This is a genomic window from Enterococcus sp. 1001283B150225_161107_E12 (assembly GCF_015556925.1).
Taxonomy (GTDB): domain Bacteria; phylum Bacillota; class Bacilli; order Lactobacillales; family Enterococcaceae; genus Enterococcus_B; species Enterococcus_B mundtii.
Genome location: NZ_JADNNI010000011.1, coordinates 1 through 26,271, shown reverse-complemented (window position 1 = coordinate 26,271; position 26,271 = coordinate 1). Strand labels below are relative to the sequence as shown.

Annotated in this window: 21 protein-coding genes; 19 read left to right on the top strand and 2 right to left on the bottom strand. The window is 38.9% G+C overall.

All coding sequences use genetic code 11. The annotated features are described in order from the left end of the window. Window positions 1-102 precede the first annotated feature (102 nt). From ulaG to I2F89_RS09540, 11 genes are all read left to right on the top strand, one after another. A complete protein-coding gene (ulaG, locus tag I2F89_RS09590; protein WP_195514264.1) occupies window positions 103-1,164 on the top strand; it encodes an L-ascorbate 6-phosphate lactonase in 1,062 nt (353 codons plus the stop codon). A gap of 169 nt (window positions 1,165-1,333) precedes the next feature. Then, window positions 1,334-1,789: a PTS sugar transporter subunit IIA gene (locus I2F89_RS09585; RefSeq protein WP_071867309.1), complete on the top strand. Its 456-nt coding sequence runs from the start codon at window positions 1,334-1,336 to the stop codon at window positions 1,787-1,789. 182 nt (window positions 1,790-1,971) lie between these two features. Next, window positions 1,972-3,462 (top strand): PTS ascorbate transporter subunit IIC, encoded by a 1,491-nt coding sequence (locus tag I2F89_RS09580; RefSeq protein WP_115358075.1) that lies wholly within the window; start codon window positions 1,972-1,974, stop codon window positions 3,460-3,462. Window positions 3,463-3,477: 15 nt separating this feature from the next. Further along, a complete protein-coding gene (locus I2F89_RS09575; RefSeq protein WP_142433265.1) occupies window positions 3,478-3,789 on the top strand; it encodes a PTS sugar transporter subunit IIB in 312 nt (103 codons plus the stop codon). After that, on the top strand, window positions 3,790-4,431 hold the full coding sequence (locus I2F89_RS09570) for a 3-keto-L-gulonate-6-phosphate decarboxylase UlaD (protein WP_142433266.1): 642 nt from the start codon (window positions 3,790-3,792) through the stop codon (window positions 4,429-4,431). A gap of 1 nt (window position 4,432) precedes the next feature. Further along, entirely contained in the window at window positions 4,433-5,284 is an 852-nt protein-coding gene (locus tag I2F89_RS09565; RefSeq protein WP_071867312.1) for an L-ribulose-5-phosphate 3-epimerase, read from the top strand. A gap of 170 nt (window positions 5,285-5,454) precedes the next feature. Beyond that, window positions 5,455-6,525, top strand: a complete 1,071-nt coding sequence (locus tag I2F89_RS09560; RefSeq protein ID WP_071867313.1) for an ABC transporter permease — start codon at window positions 5,455-5,457, stop codon at window positions 6,523-6,525. Between the two features lie 15 nt (window positions 6,526-6,540). Beyond that, window positions 6,541-7,209, top strand: a complete 669-nt coding sequence (locus I2F89_RS09555) for an ABC transporter ATP-binding protein (protein WP_195514263.1) — start codon at window positions 6,541-6,543, stop codon at window positions 7,207-7,209. Window positions 7,210-7,226: 17 nt separating this feature from the next. Then, on the top strand, window positions 7,227-7,802 hold the full coding sequence (locus I2F89_RS09550; protein ID WP_142433267.1) for a TetR/AcrR family transcriptional regulator: 576 nt from the start codon (window positions 7,227-7,229) through the stop codon (window positions 7,800-7,802). 530 nt (window positions 7,803-8,332) lie between these two features. Beyond that, window positions 8,333-10,921: a glycosyl hydrolase family 18 protein gene (locus I2F89_RS09545; protein ID WP_071867315.1), complete on the top strand. Its 2,589-nt coding sequence runs from the start codon at window positions 8,333-8,335 to the stop codon at window positions 10,919-10,921. Window positions 10,922-11,267: 346 nt separating this feature from the next. Next, entirely contained in the window at window positions 11,268-13,550 is a 2,283-nt protein-coding gene (locus I2F89_RS09540) for a glycosyl hydrolase family 18 protein (RefSeq protein WP_195514262.1), read from the top strand. Window positions 13,551-13,677: 127 nt separating this feature from the next. Here I2F89_RS09540 and I2F89_RS09535 read toward each other — a convergent pair whose 3' ends face one another. Further along, entirely contained in the window at window positions 13,678-14,580 is a 903-nt protein-coding gene (locus tag I2F89_RS09535) for an N-acetylmuramoyl-L-alanine amidase family protein (protein ID WP_195514261.1), read from the bottom strand. 82 nt (window positions 14,581-14,662) lie between these two features. Then, window positions 14,663-15,577, bottom strand: coding sequence for a ribonuclease HIII (rnhC, locus tag I2F89_RS09530; protein ID WP_142433270.1), 915 nt, complete (start codon window positions 15,575-15,577; stop codon window positions 14,663-14,665). A gap of 205 nt (window positions 15,578-15,782) precedes the next feature. On the opposite strand from rnhC, the gene zapA reads away from it, so the two are divergent. The 8 genes from zapA (at window position 15,783) to I2F89_RS09490 (ending at window position 26,159) form a co-directional block, all read left to right on the top strand. Beyond that, window positions 15,783-16,217, top strand: coding sequence for a cell division protein ZapA (gene zapA / locus I2F89_RS09525; RefSeq protein WP_010734832.1), 435 nt, complete (start codon window positions 15,783-15,785; stop codon window positions 16,215-16,217). 29 nt (window positions 16,218-16,246) lie between these two features. Then, window positions 16,247-16,795 (top strand): CvpA family protein, encoded by a 549-nt coding sequence (locus I2F89_RS09520; RefSeq protein ID WP_071867319.1) that lies wholly within the window; start codon window positions 16,247-16,249, stop codon window positions 16,793-16,795. A 108-nt stretch (window positions 16,796-16,903) separates the two neighbouring features. Beyond that, a complete protein-coding gene (locus I2F89_RS09515; RefSeq protein WP_019722436.1) occupies window positions 16,904-19,264 on the top strand; it encodes an endonuclease MutS2 in 2,361 nt (786 codons plus the stop codon). 85 nt (window positions 19,265-19,349) lie between these two features. Next, a complete protein-coding gene (gene trxA / locus I2F89_RS09510; protein ID WP_010734835.1) occupies window positions 19,350-19,664 on the top strand; it encodes a thioredoxin in 315 nt (104 codons plus the stop codon). A 266-nt stretch (window positions 19,665-19,930) separates the two neighbouring features. Beyond that, window positions 19,931-21,709: an excinuclease ABC subunit UvrC gene (gene uvrC / locus I2F89_RS09505; RefSeq protein ID WP_071867321.1), complete on the top strand. Its 1,779-nt coding sequence runs from the start codon at window positions 19,931-19,933 to the stop codon at window positions 21,707-21,709. A gap of 143 nt (window positions 21,710-21,852) precedes the next feature. Then, on the top strand, window positions 21,853-22,752 hold the full coding sequence (locus tag I2F89_RS09500) for an ABC transporter ATP-binding protein (protein WP_071867322.1): 900 nt from the start codon (window positions 21,853-21,855) through the stop codon (window positions 22,750-22,752). Further along, window positions 22,745-24,007 (top strand): ABC transporter permease, encoded by a 1,263-nt coding sequence (locus tag I2F89_RS09495; protein ID WP_071867323.1) that lies wholly within the window; start codon window positions 22,745-22,747, stop codon window positions 24,005-24,007. Before I2F89_RS09500 ends, I2F89_RS09495 begins: the two co-directional genes overlap by 8 nt. Window positions 24,008-24,260: 253 nt before the next feature. Further along, the gene (locus I2F89_RS09490; protein ID WP_195514260.1) at window positions 24,261-26,159 is read left to right on the top strand and encodes a fructose-1,6-bisphosphatase; all 1,899 of its coding nucleotides are present in this window, start codon (window positions 24,261-24,263) and stop codon (window positions 26,157-26,159) included. The last annotated feature ends 112 nt before the right edge of the window (window positions 26,160-26,271 follow it).

Genomic DNA, 26,271 nt, shown 5'->3' with positions numbered 1-26,271 from the left:
TGGAAACGATCACATAAAGTAATAACAGTCATATAAAGCTATTCCAATCATTTTGATAGCGCTTTATCATTTGTATATACCTAATAAAGAGGAGGATGGCACATGAATATAACAGAAGTAACAAAAGAAGGTTGGCTGCGTTCGACCTTTCCAGAATGGGGAACCTATCTGAACGAAGAAATCGAAATGGAACAAGTAAAAGAAAAAAGCGTATCTATATGGTGGCTAGGATGTACGGGTATATGGCTGAAGACACATGAAGGTACAAATATCCTTTGTGACTTATGGTGTGGGACAGGAAAACGAACACACGGGAATGGACAGATGAAAAAAGGCCACCAGATGATGCGTATGAGCGGTACAGAAAAGATGCAACCGAATTTACGGACACAACCTTTTGTGATCGATCCATTTGCAATCAAAAATGTGGATGCATTAGTGGTAACACATATCCATTCTGATCATCTGGATATCCACACTGCCGCAGCTGTTCATCAAAATTGTCCGCAGGCGCTATTTATTGGACCCAAAGCAGTAGTGGAAACATGGCTCTCTTGGGGGATACCAAAAGAAAAGACCCAAGTAGTCAAACCCGGTGATATCGCTTTGATCAATGAAATAGAGATCGTTGCGTTGGAAGCCTTTGATCGGACGGCATTGATCACACATGATGATCCTAATGTGCAATTAAAAGATCAGTTACCACAAGAAATGGATACGATCGCTGTCAATTATCTTTTCAAAACATCCGGAGGGACGATCTACCATGCAGGTGATTCTCATTATTCCAACCTCTTTGCCAAACATGGCAATGAACATCAAATCGATGTTTGTCTAGGTGCATATGGTGAAAATCCGCGTGGTATCACTGATAAGATGACCGCCAGTGATTTGTTGAGAATGGCAGAATCGTTAAGAGCTCAAGTGGTGATTCCGGTCCATTATGATATTTGGTCAAATTTTATGGCTGATCCTAACGAGATCACTCAATTATGGCGCATGAAAAAAGATCGATTGGCTTATCAGTTTTCCCCTTATATTTGGCAAGTAGGGGGGAAGTATACGTACCCAGATAACAGACAAGACTTGGCATTCAATTTCGATCGAGGCTTCCATGACGTCTTCACCCAAGAAAATGATACGCCGTTTCCATCATTTTTGTAGGAGCCAAGAGATATATGACAATAAATCAGCTGAACTGAGAATTTTTTAACAAAAACAAAAGCGAGGAGGGAGAACGTATCAAAGCAAGTGAACGTAAGACAAAGACATCTCTGGATGAGAATGCGCTATTGTCAAACAAAGGATTGCCTGCTTGATACTGTTTGTAAATATGTTGAGATATTTCTATGAGAATGACTTAGTCAATTATGTGGAAACTACGATAAATGATTGGCGAGTAGCAATCGAGGAGAGCAGTCGTCACTTATTAGAAAAAAGAATCATTGATCATGTATATGTAGAAGAAATGATCCGCAATGTCGAAGAACATGGGGCATATATCCTGATCGCCCCACACGTTGCGATGCCTCATGCCATGCAAGGTGGCTCACATGTTTTTGATACGACGATTTCATTTACCAAAATGAACGTGCCAGTTCCTTTTGAGGAAGGGACAAAGTCTGCCAGCCTTTTCTTCACCTTAGCAGCCAAAGAGCCAAAGCAACACCTAGAAAATATTCAATCATTATCAGAATTACTGATGCAAGACGGGTTGATCGAAGAATTGCTTGCGACAGAAACAATCGAAGATTATCAAATGGTCATGGAGAAATATGAGCCAATATAGGTAGAAGCAGTCTTTTGCTTGATAAGTATGGTCAGCGAGGACCATTCGGTACAAAGCAAATAGATATAAAAGATAAATTATCAACTAAAAAATACGATGTAAGGGAGGGAGTCCGTTTACATGAAAACTATGATATCTAGCATCGTTTGATGATTTGTTCTGGTTTTTGGTAACGGAAAAATATGGGAGCTATCTTGATGGAGATATGGACGTATTTTGCGACAAATATTTTAACACAGCCGGCTTATTTGATCGGTTCGATCGTTTTATTAGGGTATGTACTTCTTGGCCGACCATTATACGAATGTATAGCTGGATTTTTGAAAGCCACTGTAGGTTATCTGATTTTAGCTGTTGGTTCAGGTGGATTGGTGAACAATTTCCGACCGATCTTAGTTGGTTTAAAGGATCGTTTTGATCTTGAGGCGATGGTGACTGATCCCTACTTTGGTCAAAATGCTGTAGATGCAGGATTGATGGAGACTTTTGGGCGAACATTCAGTGATGTGATGATTTTATTATTGATTGCATTTGTGTTGAATATCCTGTTAGTTCGTTTCCAAAAATATACGAAGTTGCGAGCTGTTTTTACGACAGGAAATGTCCAGATCCAGCAAGCAGCCACAGCTTTTTGGATCTTACTTTTCTGTTTTCCTGAATTAGGAAGAGTAGAAGTATTAGTATTTATGGGAATCATTTTAGGGTGTTACTGGGCAGTTGCTTCTAATTTAACTGTTGGTGTGACACAAGAATTGACAGACGGAGCTGGTTTTGCGATTGCGCACCAACAGATGTTTGGGGTGTACCTATTTTCTACCTTAGCGAAGTGGTGGCAAAAGAGTAGTCGTAAAAAAAGGGGGAATAGAAAAGCCGATAAGAAGCTTGAAGATATGGAGCTTCCGGGGTTCTTATCCATTTTCAACGAAAATATGGTGGCGACTTCGTTATTGATGCTGTTCTTCTTTGGCATCATCTTATTAGTATTAGGACAGGAGTATTTGATTGAGGCAGAATTTATGGTGGCAGGACAAAGTTTTGTATTCTACGTACTGACCACTTCTTTGAACTTTGCTGTGTATTTAGCTATTTTACAACTTGGTGTCCGGACCTTTGTGGACGAGTTGACACAATCTTTCCAAGGAATCTCAAATACTATTTTACCAGGAGCTGTGCCAGGTATCGATGTGGCTGCAACTTTTGGCTTCGGATCACCAAATGCAGTCACGATCGGATTTTTATTTGGGGCATTAGGACAATTCTTGATGATCATCTTATTGATCGTCTTCCGATCACCAACGATCGTGATCGCTGGATTTATCCCACTATTTTTTGATAATGCGGTCATCGCTGTGTTCTCTAATAATCGTGGTGGGTTCAAGGCAGCATGTTTGTTCCCTTTCTTATCTGGACTGATCCAAGTCGGTGGTTCTGCAATCTTTGCGACATGGATCGGGTTGTCTAGTTACGGAGGATACATTGGGATGTTTGATTGGGCGACTGCTTGGCCAATCTTTACTGTTTTGATGAAATTTTTTGGTTATGTAGGTGTTGCACTAGTAGTCGTCGGTTTGTTGCTAATTCCGCAACTACAATATCGAAAAAATCCAGAAGGATATTTTTTGATTGTTGAGGATTATCAAAAATATAAAGAGAAGTTTGGAGACAGTAATTAATAGGAGGGAAAGTAAATGAGAATTTTAGTTTCATGTGCCAATGGTTCTGGTACAAGTTTAATGATGATGCGTAGTGTAGAAAAGGCAATGAGAGAATTAAATATTATAGTGAGTAAAATCCATCATTGCCCGATCTCTGAAGGTAAAAGTTCGGCAAGTCAATATGATGTTGTCTTTACGCCACTCAATTTTATGCCGATGTTCATGCAAGCAATTGAGCGAGGTGTGACGGTCGTGGGGATCAAAAATGTGATGTCACCTACTGAGATCTGTGAGAAATTCAAAGAAACAACATTGTACAAAGAATTGAAATCAAAGGAGAATTAGATGAAACGACCAAAATTACAAATTGCTCTGGATCATAACACGTTAGCGTCTGCGTTGGCAGATGTGAAAAAAATTGGAGAAATCGTCGATGTGATCGAAGTAGGCACCATTCTTTGTCTTCAAGAAGGAAGCAAACCAATCGAATGTATGAGAAAAATGTTTCCAGAAAAAACGATCGTTGCGGATACAAAATGCGCCGACGCAGGAGAAACTGTGGCTGGGAATGTCGCGCAGGCTGGGGCAGATTTTATGACAGTGATCTGCTGTGCCTCCCTTGCTACCATGCAAGCCGCACAAAAGAAAGTCAAAGCGCTTCAAGTAGAATTATACGGAGAATGGACGATGGAACAAGCAAAAAAATGGCAAGAAATTGGGATTTCTCAAGTCGTCTATCACCAGAGTAGGGATGCTTTGTTAGCTGGGGAAGTTTGGGGAGAAAAGGATCTGAAGCTCGTCCAACAATTGATCGATTTAGGTTTTCAAGTATCAGTAACTGGTGGGCTGTCAATTTCAACGTTAGCCTTGTTCCAAGGGATGCCGATCTTTCATTTTATTGTCGGTCGAGGATTGACGGCATGTGCAGATCCGATCATACAAGCCCAAGCATTCCAAAATGAGATCAAGCGACTGTGGGGAGAATGAGATGGCGAGAATCGGACTTTATGAAAAGGCACTACCTAGCGGATGGTCGTGGCAAGAGCGGTTAGATGCAGTAAAAGAATTGGGGTTTGATTTTCTGGAATTATCGATTGACGAAAGCGAGGAACGATTGGCTCGTTTAGATTGGACGAATGAACAAATCGCTGAGTTAAAGGAAGCGATTGCGTCTTCGGGGATTGCTATCCATTCCCTTTGTTTGAGTGGACATCGGCGTTTTCCATTCGGCTCAGTAGATATCAAAAAACAAGAAAAAGCCTTATGTATGATGAAAAAGGCAATACAACTTGCGTATCGGTTAGGCATCAGGATCATACAAGTGGCGGGATACGATGTATACTATGAAAAAAAATCAATAGAGACAAGAGAAGCATTTATCAGAGGATTGCGTGCCAGTATCAAGGAGGCAGCACAGTTTGGGATAATCTTGTCGATTGAAGTCATGGATGACCCATTTATGAATTCCATTCGTAAATTCATGGAGATAAAAAAACAACTCCCTTCTCCTTATTTACAAGTGTATCCTGACTTAGGAAATCTATCAGCGTGGCCAGAAAATAATGTGGCGATTGAACTTGAACAAGGCATCGAATATATTACTTCGATCCACCTAAAAGATACGCAACCCGTAACAGCAAGTAGTAAAGGTAAGTTCAGAGACGTTCCGTTCGGTCAAGGTTGTGTGGATTTTTCTGGATTATTTAAAACATTGAAACGTGTAAATTATGAAGGGCCATTCTTGATTGAAATGTGGAGTGGTCAGGATCAGGATTATGAAAGTCAGATCTTACAGGCGAAAGATTATCTATTGCCAAAGTTAAAAGAATCGGGATTTTAATCTTACTTTTTTGGTGGAATATGTAAACAAACGATTGAAATATTCCTTATTGAATGTGATCAACTCAATTGTTTTCTCTTTTATTGATTATTCTGAGCAGATTATTCCTCTAAAAATTTATCAAGTGATAAGATATATTTATCAGTTGATAAATTTTTAGGGGGAATTTTATGTTTTTAGCATTAAATGAAATCATTCATTCAAAATTACGCTATGCCTTAGTGACAGGCGTCATGTTTCTAATTGCGTACCTTGTCTTTTTTTTGACAGGATTAGCCTATGGGTTGGCACAAGACAATCGAACTGCTGTAGATAAATGGGAGGCAGATACCATTGTTTTATCAAAAGACGCCAATACAAACTTAGGGATGTCGATGATCACGAAAAAGATGGCAGAAGAAGTGAAAGGTGATCAAGTAGCTTATTTAGCTCAAACACCTGGAGTAGTCACGAGTCCAGATCGTCCAGATGCTGATAAAGTCAATGTTAGTTTTTTTGGAATCGATCAAAACCAATTCATCATGCCGAATATCGTGGAAGGAGAAGAATTCCAGTCAAACGATGAAGCAGTCGGTGATATCAGTTTAAAAGAAGAATATGGCTTGGACATTGGAGATACGATCAAATTATCAGGAAGTGACAAGACATTTAAATTGACTGGATTTACGGAGAATGCCAAATTCAATGTCTCTCCTGTCGTTTATACAACGATCAATGCGTACCAAGAGATACGGTTTGAGAAACAGGACGCAACTGATAACGCTCGTATCAATGCAGTGGTCGTGCGAGGAGATGTGGAGAGTTTACCGGATGATTTAGAGAAAATCAGTATTTCGACATTCATCAATGAACTACCAGGATACAATGCACAAGTATTGACATTTGGTTTCATGATTGGCTTCTTGATCGTAATTGCAGCGATCGTGATCGGTATTTTCATCTATGTATTGACTATGCAAAAAATCAATATTTTTGGTGTACTGAAAGCCCAAGGAGTGACTGGTGGATTTATTGCACGTTCAGTAGTTGCACAAACGTTCTTACTTTCATTTTTCGGTGTTGCTCTTGGATTGTTTGGAACATTCGTTACTTCACTTGTTCTACCAGATGCTGTCCCGTTCCAAAGTAACTGGTTGTTTTTCGGTGTGATTAGTGTGATGATGTTGATCGTTGCTATTTTAGGGGCTCTCTTCTCTGTTAGAACGATCGTAAAAATTGATCCATTAAAAGCAATCGGATAGAAAGGAGAATGGGAAATGAAAGCAATTGAATTTATAGATGTTGAAAAAAGTTTTAAAGATGGTGATCAAACCGTTCAAGCATTGAAAAAAACAAATGTCAGTGTTAATAAAGGGGAGTTTGTCGCAATCATTGGACCATCTGGTTCTGGAAAGAGTACCTTCTTAACGATTGCAGGCGGTTTACAGACACCAAATAAAGGAACTGTCAAAATCAATGGAGAAGATTTTAGTGAACAACCGGAGAAAAAACGAGTAAAATTACGGTTCAAGGAAATTGGATTTATTCTTCAAGCTTCCAATCTAGTTCCATTTTTGACCGTCAAAAAACAATTAGTATTGGTCGATAAGATCAAGCATGAAAATCGACAAGAGGAGGCGAAAGAATTATTCCAACAACTTGGTGTGGATAAACTCCTTAATAAGTATCCAGAAGATCTTTCGGGTGGGGAACGACAAAGAGTGGCAATTGCTCGAGCGCTATATAACGATCCTTCAATTATTTTGGCAGATGAGCCAACAGCTAGTTTGGATTCAGAAAAAGCAGTAGAAGTCGTAGATATTTTAGCGAAAGAATCCAAGGAAAAAAATAAAGCAATCATAATGGTCACTCATGATACCCGACTTATTGACAGATGTGATAAAGTATTTATGATAGAAGATGGTGTCTTCCGGGAAAAAAAATAAGTCAGAGGGTGTAAAAGTTGGTCCATCGATACAATAAGGATACACAAGAGAAAATTTTAAAAGAAGCCAATCGTTTGTTTATGTCAAAAGGTTATCAAGGAACGTCAACACGTGAGATTGCTAAAAATGCTGGAATCACGCAACCAAATCTTTATCATTACTTTAGCGATAAAGAAAAGTTATATTGTGCAGTCTTAGAAGAGCATTTGAGTACTGTAGGGACAGACTTAAGAGCAATCTTAGAAGAGAACAAACTTGATTTTAAACAATCTTTGACTAAAATGACGAAGTATCTGATCGATACCCATCTTTTAGACCTATTTATGATGCATCATGATTTAAAATCAAACCTTTCTACCGAGACACGAAATCATCTTTTTACCTTGTGGAAAAAAAGTTATCGTGAACCATTTGAAGTGATTTTTTCGACAAATCAATCTTTGATGCGCGCTCATGTTACGACAGAAATGGCTGCAAAGCACTTTTTTCTTCTATTAGCACCATATATCACCGAATCTTCTAATTCATTTGAAAACCCATTTAGTGTGGAACGACTGATCGATTTATACCTTCATGGGGTGGTAGCTGATTAAATGCGGTGGTGACAGAAGTGTCCAGCTCCGAGAAATAAACCGAGAAACCCAAAAATTGTTTTTCAAATTTTGGGTTTCTCGGTTTTTTATGAAGGAGTTACTTCTGGAACATCGTTTATTTGATTTTTTAGATTAGAAACAAAAATGAATTTAATTTCTTGTCCTCTACACTTTTTTGTTATTATATTTTCTTGGATTGTTATTTTTTAATTAAAATAATGAGGGATATTTAATTTTTCAGGCAATTGAGAAAAAGAGGTGAAAAGCAAGTGATATAAAGATTTTTAATAATAACGATTATAAATTAGTTAAATAACCAAGGTGATTTAATTTGTTTTTTAAATAATTTTAGGAAAACGGTTGAAAAAGCCATTTTCAGGTGATAATATTCTGTTAGCAACAAAAGCTTCACTGAGTTTAACTCACTATTTTAGAGAAATAGAGGGGGAATGAATAACATATTTTCGTGTTAATTGTGTTACATAATTGTTTTTTGAAAAGTGAATAGTGTAAAAAGGGGAGAATTAAAAATGAAAAGTGTTAAAAAAATTGGGTTGGCAGCAATGTTATTTTCTTCTGTTGTCTCAACGACGCTTCCGACAATTGGGGAATTGTCTATCGTCAATGCAGAAGAAATCCAACAAACAGAACAACAAGCAACTTATAGAAACGTAATGTACTATGGTGACTGGTCGATTTGGGGCGGCGAAGGTAACTTTTATCCAAAAGATATCCCAGCAGATCAATTGACTCACTTGAATTTTGCCTTTTTAGATTTTGATAGTGATGGCGAACTAGTCTTTACTGATGCAGACGCAGCGACAGGCGCTCCTGTAGGATTACCGGGCGTACAATGGAACTCTGCTAGTTCTGGTATCTTAAATGCGATTCAAGATTTACGTGGAAAAAATCCAAACATGAAAATTGGTGTTTCATTAGGTGGTTGGTCTAAATCAGGAGATTTCTCTGAAGTAGCAGCAAACCCTACGAAACGTAAGAACCTTGTAGATAATGTAGCAAAATTCATTAAATACACAAATATGGACTTTGTCGATGTTGACTGGGAATTCCCGGCAGATGTACGTCAACCAGATCTAGTGGATAACGTAAATGACGAAGGAACACCAAATGCAAAACCTGAAGATAAAGAAAATTACATAAAATTATTAGATGAAATTCGCGAAACAATTGATAAACAAGGCGAAGAATTAGGGAAAACATATGAACTATCTGTTGCATTGCCAGCAGCTCAAGGTAAATTAGATTCAGGTATCGACGTGAAACGACTATTTGATGTTGTCGATTTCGCAAACATCATGACGTATGACTTAACTGGCGCATGGTCAGATACAAGTGGTCACCATTCAGCACTTTACGGAAATCCGGCTGATCCTAATTATGATGAAGGCTTCTCAGTAGATCAAACAGTAGAATACCTACGTGAGAAAGGTGCGGCGTCAGAAAAAATCGTTATTGGGGCAGCATTCTATACTCGTGGATGGAACGAAGTGGCAAAAGGGGATAATGAAGAGGCACCGGGATTATTCCAAAAAGCAGAATTATCAAGTCAAGATGCCGATCAAACACCAAGTTATGGAGCGAAAAATAAAAATCCATTAAAAGTAGGTGACGGTGGACGTGCTAGTGGTGTATGGCCATACCGTGATATTGAAACGTTACTTGGTGATACATCTGGATTGAAAGAGTATTGGGATGACGTAGCGAAAGCACCATTTATGTACAGTGAAACAACTGGTGAATTCTTTACTTACGAAAATGAAAAATCAGTGACTTATAAAGCTGAATATGTAAAAGAAAACCAACTTGGTGGAATCATTTCATGGCAACAATCACAAGACAAAGAAACAACTGGTACAAAACGTGATGAGTTGACCAATGCAATCAAAGAAGGATTGTTAGGTAGTGAGAAACTTCCAGAATTTGAAATCAAGAGCACACCATTGAATGTGGATGTTGAGATCTCAACTTATACACAATATGGCGTTAGTGGTTACGACGTAAAAATTACCAACAATGAAAAAATGGAAGAAACTTCTTCTGTATTGAAATTAGTTGAATTTTCACAAGAAACAATCAAATTACCTAAACTAGTGATTCCAATGGCGACAAATGAAAAGCTTGGCGCTGGCGATTACAAAGCAGGTACTGTAACAAATGTTGATGGCGCTGCAATCGTTGATTTGTCTTCTGTATATGATGGCAAAGAAATCGCACCAGGTGCATCTTATGAGTTCAGATTGAGTTCAAATGCTGCTGAAGCAGATGTCGCTGTTGACAATATCGACTCAATCACATTAAGCCAGAGAATTGGGGACGAAGGTATCGAAATCAATAAACAAGTGATTTTTGGTGAAGGTTCAACGACTGAACCAGGAACACCTGATACAGAAGCACCTTCAGTACCAACAGGACTTACAGCTTCAACAATCGGTGAAACAAACGTTTCTCTATCATGGACAAAATCAACTGACGACAAAGGGGTCGCAGGATACTACGTTTTCCGTGATGGCAAACAAGTTGGTCAATCAGCAACAACTTCATTTACTGACGCTGATTTAACTGCAGATACAGAATATTCATATACAGTAAAAGCATTTGACCGTGCGGGAAATGTTTCAGAAGAAAGTAAAGCATTAGTTGTTAAAACGTTAGAAAAAGCACCAGTAGATACAGAAGCACCTTCAATTCCATTAGATTTGAAAGCTTCAACGATCGGTGAGAAAAATGTATCATTGTCTTGGACTCGTTCAACTGACAATGTTGCAGTCGCAGGATACTATGTTTTCCGTGATGGCAAACAAGTTGGTCAATCAGCAACAACTTCATTTGCTGATGCTGGGTTAACACCGAATACGGAATACTCATATACAGTAAAAGCATTTGATGCAGCAGGAAATGTTTCAGAAGAAAGCAAAGCATTAGTTGTCACAACTTTAGAAGAAACAACTCCTCCAGCTGAAGGCGAATGGGATGCTAACAAAGTCTATGATTTAGGTGATGTAGTAACTCATAAAGGAAATACTTATCGTGCGAAATGGTGGACACAAGGTGATGAGCCAGGAACTGAACAATGGGGTCCTTGGGAATTAATTGGTTAATTTAGATAAAAAAGAACAGGGCAGCTTGCCTTGTTCTTTTTTTATAATGTTATTCTGTCGTTGTTATTTATCTTATTTACTCAAATTTACCGAAAAAAACATGTTAGTTAAAAAATAAACAAAATCATATGGCTTAAAAATAACTTGAAAAGCGATAGGTGTAATCGGTTCCAATTATTTGCATTAAAAATAAATAAATGTTAAATTCATATTTGTAAGACATTTCTAATTGGATTTTAGTTGATTTCTAATTTTAGAGGAGTGATAAAATAACTTTTTAACCTGTGATTTGGGCGCGCTTGTTTTTCCGTAAATAAACTGATAAAAAAAAGGAGATGAGATTGATATGAAAAGAATTAAGAGTATTAGTTTAGTTGCTTTGTTATTTTCTTCGATTGTTTCAATGACTTTACCAGCATTTAATGAGTCACCAGAGGTTCATGCTGAAGAGGTGCGGGAAACTCAGGTCGCGCCTTATCGCAATGTCATGTACTATGGCGATTGGTCGATTTGGGGTGGAGAAGGAAATTTCTATCCTAAAGATATTCCAGCTGATCAAATCACTCATTTGAATTTTGCCTTTTTAGATTTTGATAGTAATGGCGATTTAGAATTTACAGATACGGATGCTGCTGTTGGTGCGCCTGTAGGACAAACAGGGGTTCAATGGAATTCAGCAAGCTCGGGTATCTTGAATGCGATCCAAGATCTACGTGGGAAAAATCCCAATATGAAAATTGGGGTCTCTTTGGGGGGCTGGTCTAAATCAGGTGATTTTTCTGAAGTAGCGGCTGATCCAGTGAAACGACAAAATCTAGTGGAAAACGTCACCCGATTCATCAAATATACGAATATGGATTTTGTTGATGTCGATTGGGAGTATCCTGCAGATGTTCGACAACCTGACTTGGTAGATAATGTCAATGATGAAGGAACGCCATATGCAGTACCTGAAGATAAAGAAAACTATATCATTTTGCTAAATGAGATTCGTGAGTCGATTGATGAACAAGGCGAAGAACTAGGCAAGACCTATGAATTATCAGTTGCGCTGCCTGCATCTCAAAGTAAATTATCTTCAGGGATAGACATTGATGGTTTATTTGAAGTTGTTGATTTTGCAAATATCATGACCTATGATATGAACGGTGGTTGGGGAGACCGCAGTGGACATCATACAGCGCTTTATGGGAATCCTGCTGATCCTAATTATGACCAAGGACTTTCGGTAGATCAAACGGTTCAGTTTTTAAGGAATGAAGGTGCGCCAGCTGAAAAAATCGTGATTGGGGCAGCTTTTTATACTCGTGGTTGGCATGAAGTAGCAGAAGGCAATAATCCGTTACTACCGGGATTGTTCCAAACGGCTGAACAGAGTAATCGAAATGCTGACCTATCGGCAACATACGGGGCAAAAAATAAAAGTCCATTAGTTGTAGGGGATGGTGGTAGAGCCGGTGGTGTCTGGCCTTATCGAAATATTCCAGATTTGATCAGTGCAACGAGTGGATTGACTGAATACTGGGATGATGTAGCGAAGGCCCCTTACATGTATAGTACAGAAACTGGCGAATTTTTCAGTTTTGATAACGTACGCTCGATCGGTTATAAAACACAATATGTACAGGAAGAACAATTAGGCGGTGTGATTTCTTGGATGCAATCACAAGACAAGGAAACGACAAGTACAAAACGTGACGAACTGACGAACGCGATCAAAGAAGGATTATTTGGGAATACGCCATTACCGCAGCACGAAATCGTTAGTACACCATTAGACATCTCTGTGGATATCACCCCTTATACAGAGAATAATGTAAGCGGGTACGAAATCACAGTGACAAATAATGAAACATTGACAGAATCATCTACTGTATTAAGCGCTGTTGAGGCTGCACAGAAAACAGTCAAGTTGCCTAAATTTACGATCGACTTGAATAGCAATGAAACATTAAGTGCAGGAAACTATAAAGCTGGAACTGTTTCTATGGATAATGGCACAGTGACAGTTGATCTATCTTCCGTTTATGATGGCAGAGAACTTGCTCCAGGAGCTTCTTATGATTTCCGATTACAATCTGATACGTCACAGGTTTTGATTGATCATATTGATACGATCACTTTAAGTCAACGAATTGGGACTGAAGGCATTGAAATCAATCACCAAGTGATCTTTGGTACAGAAGAGCCAGACCCATCAGATGTTGAGGCACCGTCGATTCCAACAAATGTTGCAGCGACAACGATCACTGCAACAGAAGTGACATTGAACTGGATGGCTTCGACCGATAATCAGCGAGTAGCAGGTTACTATGTTTACCGTGATGGACAATTAGTCGGACAACCAAGAACACCAACATTTACAGATACGGGATTAACACCTGATACAGAGTATACGTATACTGTCAAAGCATTCGATGCGTCAAGCAATGTTTCGGCTGCTAGTCAATCAGTGATCGTTCAAACCTTGGAAGACAGTGTGCCTGGATATGCGGCATGGGATTCAGGAACAGTCTATCTTATGGGAGATAGAGTCACTCATCTAGGCAATACGTATCAGGCAAAATGGTGGACACAAGGCGATGAACCTGGAACTCAACAATGGGGACCATGGGAATTGATCAATTAGATCGTTTAAATATAAACAGATTCAGGGGTGACCATTTACTGACAACTGGTTGCTGATGAAATTGAAGAACCTCGTTGGGCTTGATGAAACATCAATACCTAACGAGGTTCTTGCGTCTAGAAAAAAATTACTGATTGAAATAAGTGAGTAGCGCTTGTGTGATCGATTGCGCCAACTGTTGTTGATAGTTAACGGTAGCCAATATAGCTAAATCTTCGTCATTATTCATATAGCCCATTTCGATCAAGAGGGATGGCTGAAGGTTTTCTCTTAACACCTGATAGTTCCCTGTAGCAGTTCCACGAGATGTAATGGGCAGATCCGCCAGTTCATCAGAAACAGTTTCCGCTAGACGTTGGTCTCTATTGTAATAATAATAAGTGGTGGTACCAGTTGCTTCATTGGGCGATTCAGTCGAATCAGCATGTAAGCTGATAAAAAGGTCAGCGGCTTTTTCTTCGCTAAATGAACAGATGTCATCTAAAGAAATGTAGTCATCTGTTTCATGTGTCAAATAAACCGTTGCGCCAGCGGCTTCTAAACTCGTTTGTAACTGTTTTGCGGCAGCGAGTGTCACTGTTTTTTCTTCTGTATGTCCATCTGTGCTAAGCGCGCCTGTATCGTCGCCTCCGTGTCCTGGGTCTAATACGATCACCGCTTCTGATAGGTCACTCGGTAGCTCTTGTGTCGAGCGAGTCAGTGATGAGCCGTCCGTAAGTGATAAATAGCCCGTTTCACCATCATTCGTGGTAATTTTGTAGGCGTTGGCTGTAGTTGAAAGAAGCGTAGCCAGTTCACCAGCATTGACGGAAATAAGCGGTTCACTTAATGACGAATCTGCATACAATGTGGCATCTTCTTTTCCGATTTTTATGAGGGTCTCTGAAGAAGAATCAGTGGTTGGTATGATGCTAGAGACACTGTTACTTGTCTGTTGTCTCGCATTTGTTTCTTGATTGCTAAGACCAAATTTGAAAAGGGCAATGATCCCGATTATACATAAAAAAATAATAATTCGCATTTTTTTCATCGTTTTCACCTCTTGAACATGAGGATAAACAACAAAACTTAAATCGAACTTAAAGAAAAGTGGAACAAGCTAAAACTAATAGTTAGTTGACTAATTTTTTGGCTTTTTCTGTGTTCGCAAAATGCAATTTTGCATAGTTTGCTAACAAGGCTTCGCCACCTTTTTTTAAAATCATTGCAGCGACTTGGTCGGATTTTGTACCTGCACCAGAAGGAAGCGTGAGACCAAGTTCAGCAGATTCTTTGTCCAACTCTTCTAAAAAGCTTGCGCGACTAATGATCGAAGCGGCAGCAACAGCTAAATGATATTGTTCACCTTTTGTAACAAAGTAGAGTTTTTCGGTGAGTTGATTTTTTTCTAAACGCGCGTATTTTTTAAAGTTGGCTTCCGGTGTGAACTGGTCGATCAAAATAGCATCCGGCTTGACTGGTGCTATTTTTTGTAACAATAAGTGGATAGCTTGATTGTGTAAAGCGACCTTCATTCTCACTGCATTATACGTAGGTTGGATCTCATTGTATTTTTTTGGTGGCAAGACCAGTAATTGATATGGGATCGTTTCCTTTAATACTTTGGCTAATTGAATGATTTGTCCATCTTTTAATTCTTTTGAATCTTTGACGCCTAACGTGCGTAATTCTTTCAATTGTGTTTGATCGACATAGGCAGCACAAACAGTCAGTGGGCCAAAGTAACTACCGTTGCCGACTTCGTCACTCCCTAAAACAGATAGTGTTTGTAGATCTTTGGGTAAGGAAGAAGAATTAGTTTGTGTCGCTTTTTTTGCTGTAAGTGGATTTCCCCATTTCGCTGCTTCTTGTTCGGCGCCGGTGCCTTGAAACATCACTTTTCCAGAAGTATAGGCAGTGATCGTTGTGCCATTTTTTTTTGCTGAAAAAAGAGTATATGGAATCGGTTTTTGTACTAGAAATGGGCGATACGCCTCTTTCATCTTATTCATTTGATTTGTCGTTACTTTTAAGATAATGTTACTCATGTTTTCCTCCTGTTGCGATCCAGTCGTAAGAAAAGTTGTATTTGACTAGATCCAGCTGATTTGAAATCAATGCACACATAGCATTTTTGCAAAGTTTATCATATAATAGTAAAGTATTTATAATGAAGTTTTTCGTGTACGGTTAATTGCTTAACTATATGGTACACTAGTTAATATTTTTGGCAATAGGAGGAGACAGATTCATATGGCACATGAAAAAACACGCTATAAAGCGGTGATTGCGGACCAAACGTATACTATTATCGGGCAAGAATCAAAACAGCATATGGATATGGTCACAAAATTAATCAATGAACAATTAGCTGAACTGAAAGAATTGTCCCCTCAATTAGACAATGAACAAGCAGCTATTTTATTAGCAGTCAATGCATTTTCCGATCAATTGAAAAGACAGGAAAAAAATTTGAATTTAATAAAAGAAGTCACAGAACTGAAACAAAAAATGGTGAGATTCACAGAAATGGAAAATCGGATCAAACGAATCGAAGCGATTGAAAACGAAGCACGAGCAGTATTGAAAGAAAATGGAAGTGACCATGAGATCAAAAATCATGTGGAAGCACAACAGATTCTAAATGAAAAACGAAAAGGTCAAATCAAACAAAGATCTTCAAATTGATATTATTATAGAAGAGAAAGGAAGAATGTATGCTTAGTCTTTTGATTTTATTTATTTTGCTGATTGCATTTTTTTCTGGAGCCAGTCGTGGTTTTGCGCTACAGGGGATTTATCTGGTTGGCTATTTTGTCTCATTTCTAGCAGCACAAACCTATTACAAAACATTAGCCAATCATCTGCAATTATATATTCCTTATCCTGCGGTAACAGCCAATTCTAACTTAGTTTTTTTTGATCAAGCTTTTTCATTTAAATTAGATGAAGCATTTTATGCAGGGGTGGCTTTCTTGATCATTTTATTTATTGGTTGGCTAGTCACACGATTCATTGGGGTATTCGCTCATGGGTTGACGTTTATTCCTGTACTAAAGCAATTAGACTGGGTGGCTGGCGGGATTTTATCCGTGATCATCACCTATATTTCCTTGGTTCTAGTTTTACGTTTACTGACGTTTATTCCGGTGGGATTTATCCAAAACCAATTTAGTGGCAATAATCTTGCAACATTTATGGTTGAACGAACACCTATTTTAGCAAATAAAATGTATGATCTATGGGTGACACAAGTGATTAACTAAGTAAGAAATGATTTCTTGTCAATGACAGAGGCTATGAAGATGTTGGTTAGTCTTGAAGACTGCTTAGCCATCTATCGGCCTCTTTTTAGTGAAAGTAAGGTGAAAAAAATGAACAAACGCATTCTAGAAACATTAGAGTTTGAAAAAGTAAAACAACAAGTACGACAGTTTGTGATCACAGCACAAGGGCAAGAAGAATTAGCCCAGCTTGTGCCAGTGAATGAAGCAGAGACGATCAGATATTGGTTGGAAGAAACAGAAGATGGTCTAAAAGTCCAACGATTGCGTGGCGGTATCCCAATCCCCAAATTAGAGAATATCCGTCCGCATATGAAACGCATCGAAATCGGTGCGGATCTTAATGGGGTCGAGCTAGCACAGGTTTCCCGTGTCCTATCAACTACTAGTGAGTTGCGACGTTTTATTGATGATTTAGCAGATAGCGAGATTGAGTTTGCGCGTCTTTATTTTTGGACAGATCAATTAGTTGCTATCCCATCCTTGAGTCGTCGTTTGAAAGAAGCAATCGATGATGATGGACGAGTGACGGATGATGCCTCTCCAGAGTTGAAGACGATCCGTCATAATATCCGTAGAAGTGAACAAGCAGTTAGAGAACAATTAGATGGGATCGTTCGTGGGAAAAATGCCAAATACCTAAGCGATGCCATCATTACGATGAGAAACGACCGCTATGTTATTCCAGTAAAACAAGAATATCGTGGTGTGTTTGGCGGAGTCGTCCATGATCAAAGTTCTTCGGGACAAACACTATTCGTTGAACCAAAACAAGTCGTGGAGTTGAACAATCGCTTGCGTCAATATCAAATTGCCGAACGCAATGAGATCCAACGTATTCTAAGTGAGTTGTCGGCGGAGTTAGTTCCTCATCGCCAAGAAATCATCCACAATGCGTATGTCATTGGAAAAATGGACTTGATGAATGCGAAAGCACGCTTTGGGAAAGAACTAAAGGCAATCGTACCGACGATCAGTACAGAAAACATCGTTGATTTGAAGCAAGCCAGACACCCATTGATCGATCAAGAAAAAGTCGTCCCAAATGATATTTCGATTGGGGAAAACTATCAAGCGATCGTCATTACCGGACCAAATACTGGTGGGAAAACTATCACGTTGAAAACACTGGGCTTATTGCAATTGATGGGGCAAGCAGGGTTACCGATCCCGGCGGATGAAGAAAGTCAGATCGGGATCTTTGAAGATATTTTTGCTGATATCGGAGATGAACAATCGATTGAGCAAAGTTTATCGACGTTCTCCTCACATATGACAAATACCGTGGATATCCTTTCCAAAGTCAATGAAAAAAGCTTGGTTTTATTTGACGAGCTAGGTGCGGGGACTGATCCTCAAGAAGGAGCAGCGCTAGCAATTGCTATTTTAGATGATCTCGGAAAGAAATCTGCCTATGTGATGGCAACAACACATTATCCTGAATTGAAAGTCTATGGCTACAATCGCTCGAATACCATCAATGCGAGTATGGAGTTCAACGTTGACACTCTTAGCCCAACTTACCGCTTGTTGATCGGCGTGCCGGGTAGAAGTAATGCCTTTGAGATTTCAAGTCGTTTAGGATTAGACAACCAAGTCATTGATGAAGCCAAGCAATTGATGAACGATGAAAGTCAAGACTTGAATGAAATGATCACTGATTTAGAGAATCGTCGAAAAATGGCAGAAACAGAGTATTTAGAGATGCGTCATTATGTCGATGAAGCGCAACGTCTGTACAATGATTTGAAAGAAGCTTATAGCTACTTCTTTGAAGAGCGTGAACAAGAAATGGCGAAAGCCAAACAAAAAGCCAACGCACTTGTTTCTGAAGCAGAAGAAAAGGCAGAAAAAATCATTGCAGATATTCGCAACTTACAAAAACAAGTGGGGCAGGGTACGGTCAAAGAGCATCAATTGATCGATGCAAAATCACAGTTAGCCAACTTGCATCAAGAAGAACAATTAAAGAAAAATAAGGTCTTGAAAAAAGCGAAAGAACAGAAAACATTGAAACCAGGTGACGAAGTACTCGTGACGACTTATGGGCAGCGTGGAACATTGTTGCGCAAAAATGGCAACCAATGGCAAGTGGAGATCGGTATCCTGAAGATGAACGTTTCGGAAAGTGAATTAACACCGATTGCTCCCCAAAAAGAACCACAACAACGAGTGATCCATACGGTTCGCTCAGATGCTCATTCCACCGTCTCCAACCAGCTGGATCTTCGAGGGAAGCGTTATGAAGAAGCATTAAATGAAGTCGATCTATATTTAGATGCGGCAATTTTGGCTGGCTACCCTCAAGTGACGATCGTTCATGGAAAAGGCACAGGCGCACTAAGAACCGGAATCACCGATTATTTAAAAAATCATCGTAGTGTCAAGAGCTTCGATTTTGCTCCAGGAAATCAAGGGGGCAATGGTGCGACAATTGTTAAATTTAAATAAAACTTACTAAAGGTAAGCAAATAGCTCGAATCTAGGCACCAATAGTGCTATACTTAGAGTAGACTAATAAATGGAGGTCTTTGATATGGCTCAAGTAATTACAGATGCAACATTCAACGAAGAAACAGATAAAGGGTTAGTTTTAATCGACTTTTGGGCAACTTGGTGTGGACCTTGTCGAATGCAAGCGCCAATTTTAGACCAGTTAGAAGAAGAATATGACGAAGACGAATTCAGAATCGTGAAGATGGATGTTGATGAAAATCCTGAAACACCACAACAATTTGGGATCATGAGTATTCCAACATTACTTTTGAAAAAAGACGGCGAAGTAGTAGAAAAAGCCATCGGTGTTCAATCAAAAGATCAATTACGTCAAATGATTGCCCAACACTTATAAGATAAGTAACTAACACATCAGACTGAGACAACAATCATATGGATTGCTGTCTCGGTTTTTTTGCGACTAATCGAGTCATAAAACTGAACGGAGACGTGGAACAAAAAAGCCATAAATGAAGAGAATAGAATCTTTTGTTAGCGTACAGGATACTTAAAAATTTATACGATAAGCTACGCAAAATTTTTCTTGTGTCTCTTCGCTTGATACTTCTATCTCAACCTCTGTTATAATAGCGATATCAGAAATATAAAGGAGCAGTCACCATGAATGAACGAATAAAAAATAAACTTGCATTACTTCCTGATCAGCCTGGCTGCTATTTGATGAAAGACAAAAACGGTACGATCATTTATGTAGGAAAAGCCAAAGTCTTGAAAAATCGCGTGCGTTCCTATTTTACTGGAAGCCATAACACGAAAACGGAGCGATTAGTCAGTGAGATCGAGGACTTTGAATACATTGTGACAGAATCTAACATTGAAGCGTTACTGCTAGAAATCAATCTGATCAAAAAGAATGATCCAAAATACAATATTATGTTAAAGGATGATAAAACTTATCCTTTTTTAAAGATCACGAACGAAAAATATCCTCGTTTAGTGATCACTCGTAAAGTATTAAAAGACAAAGCCTTTTATTTTGGGCCTTACCCCGATGTTGGGGCTGCGAATGAAACAAAAAAAATTTTAGATCGTTTATTCCCTTTACGGAAATGTAAACCGAGTCAGACAAAAGAACCTTGTCTTTATTATCATTTAGGACAATGTTTATGTCCCTACTATTTTGATGTAGATCCAGCGGAATATACAAGTATCGTGAATGAAGTCAAACGCTTTTTGAATGGTGGTCATGAGACGATCGAAGCCGAGATCCAAGAAAAAATGGCCAAGGCCGCAGAAAATATGGAATTTGAAAAAGCAGCAGAGTATCGTGATCAAATCAGAGCCATCGAAACGATCATGACAAGACAAAAAATGACAAACACTGATTTGATTGATCGAGATGTGTTTGGTTATGCCATTGATAAAGGCTGGATGTGTGTCCAAGTATTCTTTGTACGTCAAGGAAAACTGATTGAACGAGATGTATCGATCATTCCTTTTTACAATGAAGCAGAAGAGGATTTCTTAACATACATCGGGCAGTTTTATCAAGAAAATGAACATTTCATTCCAAAAGAAGTGGTAATCCCTGATACGATCGACCAACCGAGTGTTGAGGCGTTGTTAGCGACAAAGGTCATCCAGCCCAAACGTGGTGAGAAGAAAAAGTTAGTTGAACTAGCCAATAAAAATGCAAGGGTGGCATTGAACGAACGCTTTGATTTGATCGTTAGGAAACAAGAACGAACGATCGGAGCGATCGAGCGCCTTGGTAATGCAATGAACATCCCAGCACCTATCCGGATCGAGTCTTTTGATAACTCTAATATCATGGGGACCGATCCAGTAGCAGCGATGGTGGTGTTCATCGATGGAAAACCAGCAAAAAAAGAATACCGTAAATATAAAATCAAAACGGTCGTTGGACCGGACGACTATGCTTCGATGCGAGAAGTCATCTACCGCCGCTATGCACGTGTGATACGAGAAGAACTGCCATTGCCTGATCTGATTTTGATCGATGGGGGGAAAGGGCAAGTCGATGTAGCAAAGGATGTATTAGAAAATCAATTAGGTATCGATATCCCAGTCGCTGGAATGGCGAAGAATGATAAGCATAAAACCAATGAGTTGTTATTTGGGAATGAATTAGAAGTTGTTCCGCTTGAACGAAATTCACCAGAATTCTTTTTATTGCAACGTATCCAAGACGAAGTCCATCGCTTTGCAATCACGTTTCATCGCCAATTACGTAGTAAAAATAGTTTTGCTTCGCGCTTAGATGAGATTGAAGGGTTAGGGCCAAAACGAAAAAAAATGTTGTTGAAAGAGTTCAAATCGTTAAAAAACATCACCGCTGCGTCAATTGAGGAGTTACAAGAAATTGGTCTACCAAAAAATGTCGCACAAAATGTTTTCGATAAACTGCATAAAAATTGAACTGAGGGCGCTTTACAAAACCTGTAAACTGTCCTATCATTTTTATATGTACAATAAAAAACAATAACATAAGTTTTTATATATAAGTTATTTTTATATCGTACAGTAAAGGATAGAGGAATTTAGGATGAAGGAGTGAGAAAATGCTAGAGGTAAAGGATTTGGTTAAGACGTTTGGCAGTTATACAGCTGTTGATCATGTTTCTTTTCAAATACCTGATGGAAAAATCATGGGATTGATTGGGCAAAACGGTGCAGGAAAAACAACGACTTTTCGCTTGATTTTAGATTTTTTGACGCAAGATCAAGGCGAAGTGCTATGGAACGGTCATCATTTGAGTGAAAAAGATTATGATATCATTGGGTATTTACCTGAAGAACGAGGGCTTTATCCCAAGGTATCGATCCAAGAACAGTTGATCTATTTTGCTGCATTACGTGGAAAAACGAAAAAAGAAATTGAACCTAAGATCGATTTTTGGATGGAGAAATTTCAAGTAAAAGGGAAAAAAACAGATAAAGTTAAGTCCTTGTCAAAAGGAAATCAACAAAAGGTACAACTGATTGCAACACTGATCCACGAACCTAAGTTGATTATTTTAGACGAGCCTTTTAGTGGGTTGGACCCAGTGAATGCTGAGCTACTTAAAGACGGGATCATCGAATTGAAGAAAAATGGCTCATGTGTCATTTTTTCTAGTCACAACATGGATAATGTTGAAAAGATTTGTGACCACTTGATCATGCTTCGAAATGGGGAGATGGTACTAGATGGGAAAGTCCACGAGATTCGAGAAGCATTTGGACGAACAAAGCTATTTTTAGAGTCTGGATTATCACAGCAAGAAATAGAGGAAATCGACGGGGTCCAAAAAGTGATTCTTCGTGAGGATCAATCGTTGGAAATCACATTGGATCATCCAGATGTAGGGAAAGAGATCTTTACTCGCGCGACGCAATTTGGCTATATTCCAATGTTCAATCAACAACCGCCTACTTTAGAAGAAATCTTCAAGATGAAAGCAGGTGAGCTACATGAGTAAGTTTTGGATCATCACGAAAGATGTCTATTTGAAAAATGTCAAATCGATTTCTTTTATTATTATGATACTAGTGCCGTTTGTTTTGATGGGTGTGATTTACTTAGCAGGTAATTTTGCTCAACAAAACAGTGAAACAGATAAAATCGGTGTCATTGCTGAAGACCAACAAATCACTGATTATTTGAGTCAATCCGATATGGGGGATTTCCACTTTGAAGCTTTTTCATCGGAGGATGAAGCCAAAAGTAAGTTATCTGACGAAAAGATCGATGCGTACATGGTAGTCACGACAGATAATGGAGAAGTATCCGGAGAATTATTTAGTGAAAACTCATTAGGCCAAGCAACGCAACTGTTGATCCAACAGCAGTTGACTGGCTTACAGTCGATGATGCGGGCAAGTAGTTTAGGGATCTCTCCAGAAGAAGTGGCTGCATTAAGTCAACCCGCTGCATTTTCAAGACAAAAAGTCAGTTTTGATGCAAATGGTGAAATGACGATAGGAGAAGATAACTCAGCTGTTCAATATGCGGTCAGTTATGTTGCAACAATCATTCTATTCATCATCATCTTGACGTATGCACAGATCATTGCACAAGAGATTGCTTCAGAAAAAGGGACAAGAATCATGGAAGTGATTTTGTCTAGTACCACTGCACAAAAACATTTTTATGGAAAATTGACAGGGGTACTGCTAGTGGCAGTCACTCAAATGGCTTTATATGGCATCATCTTTGCAATAGGATTCAATCAGTTCAAAGATATGGAAATCGTTAAAAGTGTACTGGATGGGATTTCTTTAGATAGTATTTTCGGCCCATTCTTATGGTACTCTTTACTATTTATGTTCTTTGGTATTTTGATCTACGCGGTATTAGCTGCCTTATGTGGCTCATTGGTCAACAAAGCCGAAGATACAGCAAAAGCGATTTTACCAGTGACGTACCTTTCTTTAGGGGGTTATATGTTAGGATTGATCCTTGGTGCATCTGATCCGAATAATATCGTGATCCGCATCACTTCATATATACCGTTCCTATCTTCATATATCATGCCGATCCGCTTGGCAAATGAAACAGTTGAAATGAGTGGCGCATTGATTTCTTTGGTCGTCTTAGTGATCATCACATTCGTATTGATGTTCATGTCCGCAAATATGTACAAATCAAACGTGCTTGTTTACAGTGAAGGTGGTATTTGGACGTCATTGAAACAATCAATTTCAATCATGAGAAATGAACGCAAAAAGAAATAAAGGTTGAAGTTGTCACAGAAATATTCAACTCTGAGAAATAAGCCGAGACACCCGAAAATTGTTCTTCAAATTTTGGGTGTCTCGGCTTATTTTCATAAGAGTTGCTTTTGGTCGTATACCTAGAGCGCTTTTGTTTGATTTAAAAAATTCACGATTATATATGTACCTATTTTCGAATAGATAAAGTAATTTTGTTGTAAATATCCATTGTGTGTCCTATAATTTTAGGTATACCAATTTTGGAGGCGTTTGGATGGATCAATATTTAGAATTATTGTCAGAAAAATTCCCAACAAAAGAAGAAGTCATTACGGAGATCATCAACTTAGAAGCAATTCTACAACTACCAAAAGGAACCGAATTATTTTTAAGTGATATCCATGGCGAGTTTCTAGCATTTGATCATATATTGAGAAATGGTTCAGGGAATCTACGAGAGAAAATCAAAGATTTATTTCAAGAATGTTTAAGTGAAGAAGAGATCAAGCGATTAACGATTTTTGTTGCCTATCCGGAATACGCATTAGCGACTGACTGGTACAAGAAACAAGACAAAACAACGTTGATCCATCAATTGATTGAGTTGCTGCGATTCACTTCTGTCAAGTATACGAGATCAAAAGTAAGAAAAGCCTTACCTAAAGAATATAGTTATATCATTGAGGAATTATTGTATGTTGATGATCGTGTGCAAGGGAAAAAATCTTATGTGAGTAAAATCGTTGATCAGTTGCTTGAGATGAATGAAGAAGAGCGCTTTTTAAAAAAGTTAGCGCAGACGATTCAACGAATGGTGATCGATCATGTCCACGTAGTCGGAGACATCTTTGATCGGGGGACACAAGCCGCCAAAGTGATGGACCGCTTGATGGAGATCCATTCAATCGATATCCAATGGGGCAATCATGATATTTTATGGCTTGGGGCGTATTGTGGCTCGGAAACTTGTTTGTTGACCTTATTGCGTATCGCTGCGCGGTATAATTATTTATTCGAGTTGGAAAAAGAATACGCGTTGAATCTGCGTTCCCTTTGTTCGTTTGCGACAGAAACTTATCAGACAAACCCTTTGTTTACACCTAAGAATAGCCAAGACGCGACAGAACGCGAGAGAGAAGAGATGGAGAAGATCCATCAGGCGCTTGCGATCATGCAGTTCAAACTAGAATCCCAATTACTGAAACGACGACCGGAATTTGAGATGGCGGATCGGGATATCTTAGCGAATATCGATTATGAAAAAAATGAGTTATTTCTGGATGGTCAAAAGTATACGATCCATCACCCATGTTTTCAGACGATTTCTACGCAGGAACCGGATCGTTTATCGGCAGACGAACGACGAGTGATCGATATGTTGCTGTATTCTTTTCAACATTCACTCCGAATGCAAAAACATATGGATTTCCTTTTAGAAAAAGGTAGGATGTATCTTGTCACGAACCAAAGTATCTTGTTTCATGGCTGTATGCCAGTAGATGAACATGGTGAGTTTCTAAGTTTTAAACTTGGGAGTGAGACGTATCAAGGGAAGCAATTGATGGCATTCTTTGAAGAACAGATTCGTGAAAGTGCTAAATCACTAAAGAAAAAAGAAGACTTAGCGACTGATTTGATTTGGTATGCATGGAGTGGGCCTTACTCGCCGTTGTTTGGTAAAAGTAAGATGGCGACGTTTGAGCGTTATTATTTAGCAGAAAAAGAAACGCATGTGGAAGTCAGCAATGCTTACTATCGATTACGAGACAAAGAATGGTTGAGTCAAAAAGTAAGGCGTGAGTTCGGTGTACCGGTTTATGGTTCAGTGATCATCAATGGACATACACCAGTCAAAGTGAAAAAAGGGGAATCCCCAATCAAAGCAGACGGAACAGTTTTCGTGATTGACGGTGGTTTATCAAAGGCCTATCAACGAACAACAGGTATTGCAGGGTATTCGTTGCTATGTAACTCTTATGGCTTTCAAATCGTGACCCACTATCCATTTCTAGGCATCGAGGAACAATTTGAAACAGCCAATGGCTTGGCAGAAGTGAAAAAGGTCATTGATCAACAGTTGCCACGAAAATTAAATCGTGATACGACAAAAGGGAGCGAATTACAGCGACAAATCCAGCAATTGAAACAGTTGCTTGAGTATCGTAGAAGTTAACTGCTGGTCGATGTGCCTTGCATAAAATGAATGAAGAGAGTGGGACAATAATCAGAAGAAAAGCTGATTATCGTCCCACTTTTTTTGCATATTTTTGAATTTAAGGAACACA

Excerpts from the sequence above, each read along its gene's own strand:
- zapA (WP_010734832.1), top strand. The coding sequence starts at position 15,783 with ATGGCACATGAAAAAACACGCTATAAAGCGGTGATTGCGGACCAAACG.
- rnhC (WP_142433270.1), bottom strand. The coding sequence starts at position 15,577 with ATGAGTAACATTATCTTAAAAGTAACGACAAATCAAATGAATAAGATG.
- I2F89_RS09495 (WP_071867323.1), top strand. The coding sequence starts at position 22,745 with ATGAGTAAGTTTTGGATCATCACGAAAGATGTCTATTTGAAAAATGTC.
- I2F89_RS09555 (WP_195514263.1), top strand. The coding sequence starts at position 6,541 with ATGAAAGCAATTGAATTTATAGATGTTGAAAAAAGTTTTAAAGATGGT.
- I2F89_RS09560 (WP_071867313.1), top strand. The coding sequence starts at position 5,455 with ATGTTTTTAGCATTAAATGAAATCATTCATTCAAAATTACGCTATGCC.
- I2F89_RS09570 (WP_142433266.1), top strand. The coding sequence starts at position 3,790 with ATGAAACGACCAAAATTACAAATTGCTCTGGATCATAACACGTTAGCG.
- I2F89_RS09515 (WP_019722436.1), top strand. The coding sequence starts at position 16,904 with ATGAACAAACGCATTCTAGAAACATTAGAGTTTGAAAAAGTAAAACAA.
- I2F89_RS09490 (WP_195514260.1), top strand. The coding sequence starts at position 24,261 with ATGGATCAATATTTAGAATTATTGTCAGAAAAATTCCCAACAAAAGAA.
- I2F89_RS09580 (WP_115358075.1), top strand. The coding sequence starts at position 1,972 with ATGGGAGCTATCTTGATGGAGATATGGACGTATTTTGCGACAAATATT.
- uvrC (WP_071867321.1), top strand. The coding sequence starts at position 19,931 with ATGAATGAACGAATAAAAAATAAACTTGCATTACTTCCTGATCAGCCT.
- I2F89_RS09565 (WP_071867312.1), top strand. The coding sequence starts at position 4,433 with ATGGCGAGAATCGGACTTTATGAAAAGGCACTACCTAGCGGATGGTCG.
- I2F89_RS09575 (WP_142433265.1), top strand. The coding sequence starts at position 3,478 with ATGAGAATTTTAGTTTCATGTGCCAATGGTTCTGGTACAAGTTTAATG.
- I2F89_RS09540 (WP_195514262.1), top strand. The coding sequence starts at position 11,268 with ATGAAAAGAATTAAGAGTATTAGTTTAGTTGCTTTGTTATTTTCTTCG.
- I2F89_RS09500 (WP_071867322.1), top strand. The coding sequence starts at position 21,853 with ATGCTAGAGGTAAAGGATTTGGTTAAGACGTTTGGCAGTTATACAGCT.
- I2F89_RS09545 (WP_071867315.1), top strand. The coding sequence starts at position 8,333 with ATGAAAAGTGTTAAAAAAATTGGGTTGGCAGCAATGTTATTTTCTTCT.
- I2F89_RS09585 (WP_071867309.1), top strand. The coding sequence starts at position 1,334 with ATGTTGAGATATTTCTATGAGAATGACTTAGTCAATTATGTGGAAACT.
- I2F89_RS09520 (WP_071867319.1), top strand. The coding sequence starts at position 16,247 with ATGCTTAGTCTTTTGATTTTATTTATTTTGCTGATTGCATTTTTTTCT.
- trxA (WP_010734835.1), top strand. The coding sequence starts at position 19,350 with ATGGCTCAAGTAATTACAGATGCAACATTCAACGAAGAAACAGATAAA.
- I2F89_RS09535 (WP_195514261.1), bottom strand. The coding sequence starts at position 14,580 with ATGAAAAAAATGCGAATTATTATTTTTTTATGTATAATCGGGATCATT.
- ulaG (WP_195514264.1), top strand. The coding sequence starts at position 103 with ATGAATATAACAGAAGTAACAAAAGAAGGTTGGCTGCGTTCGACCTTT.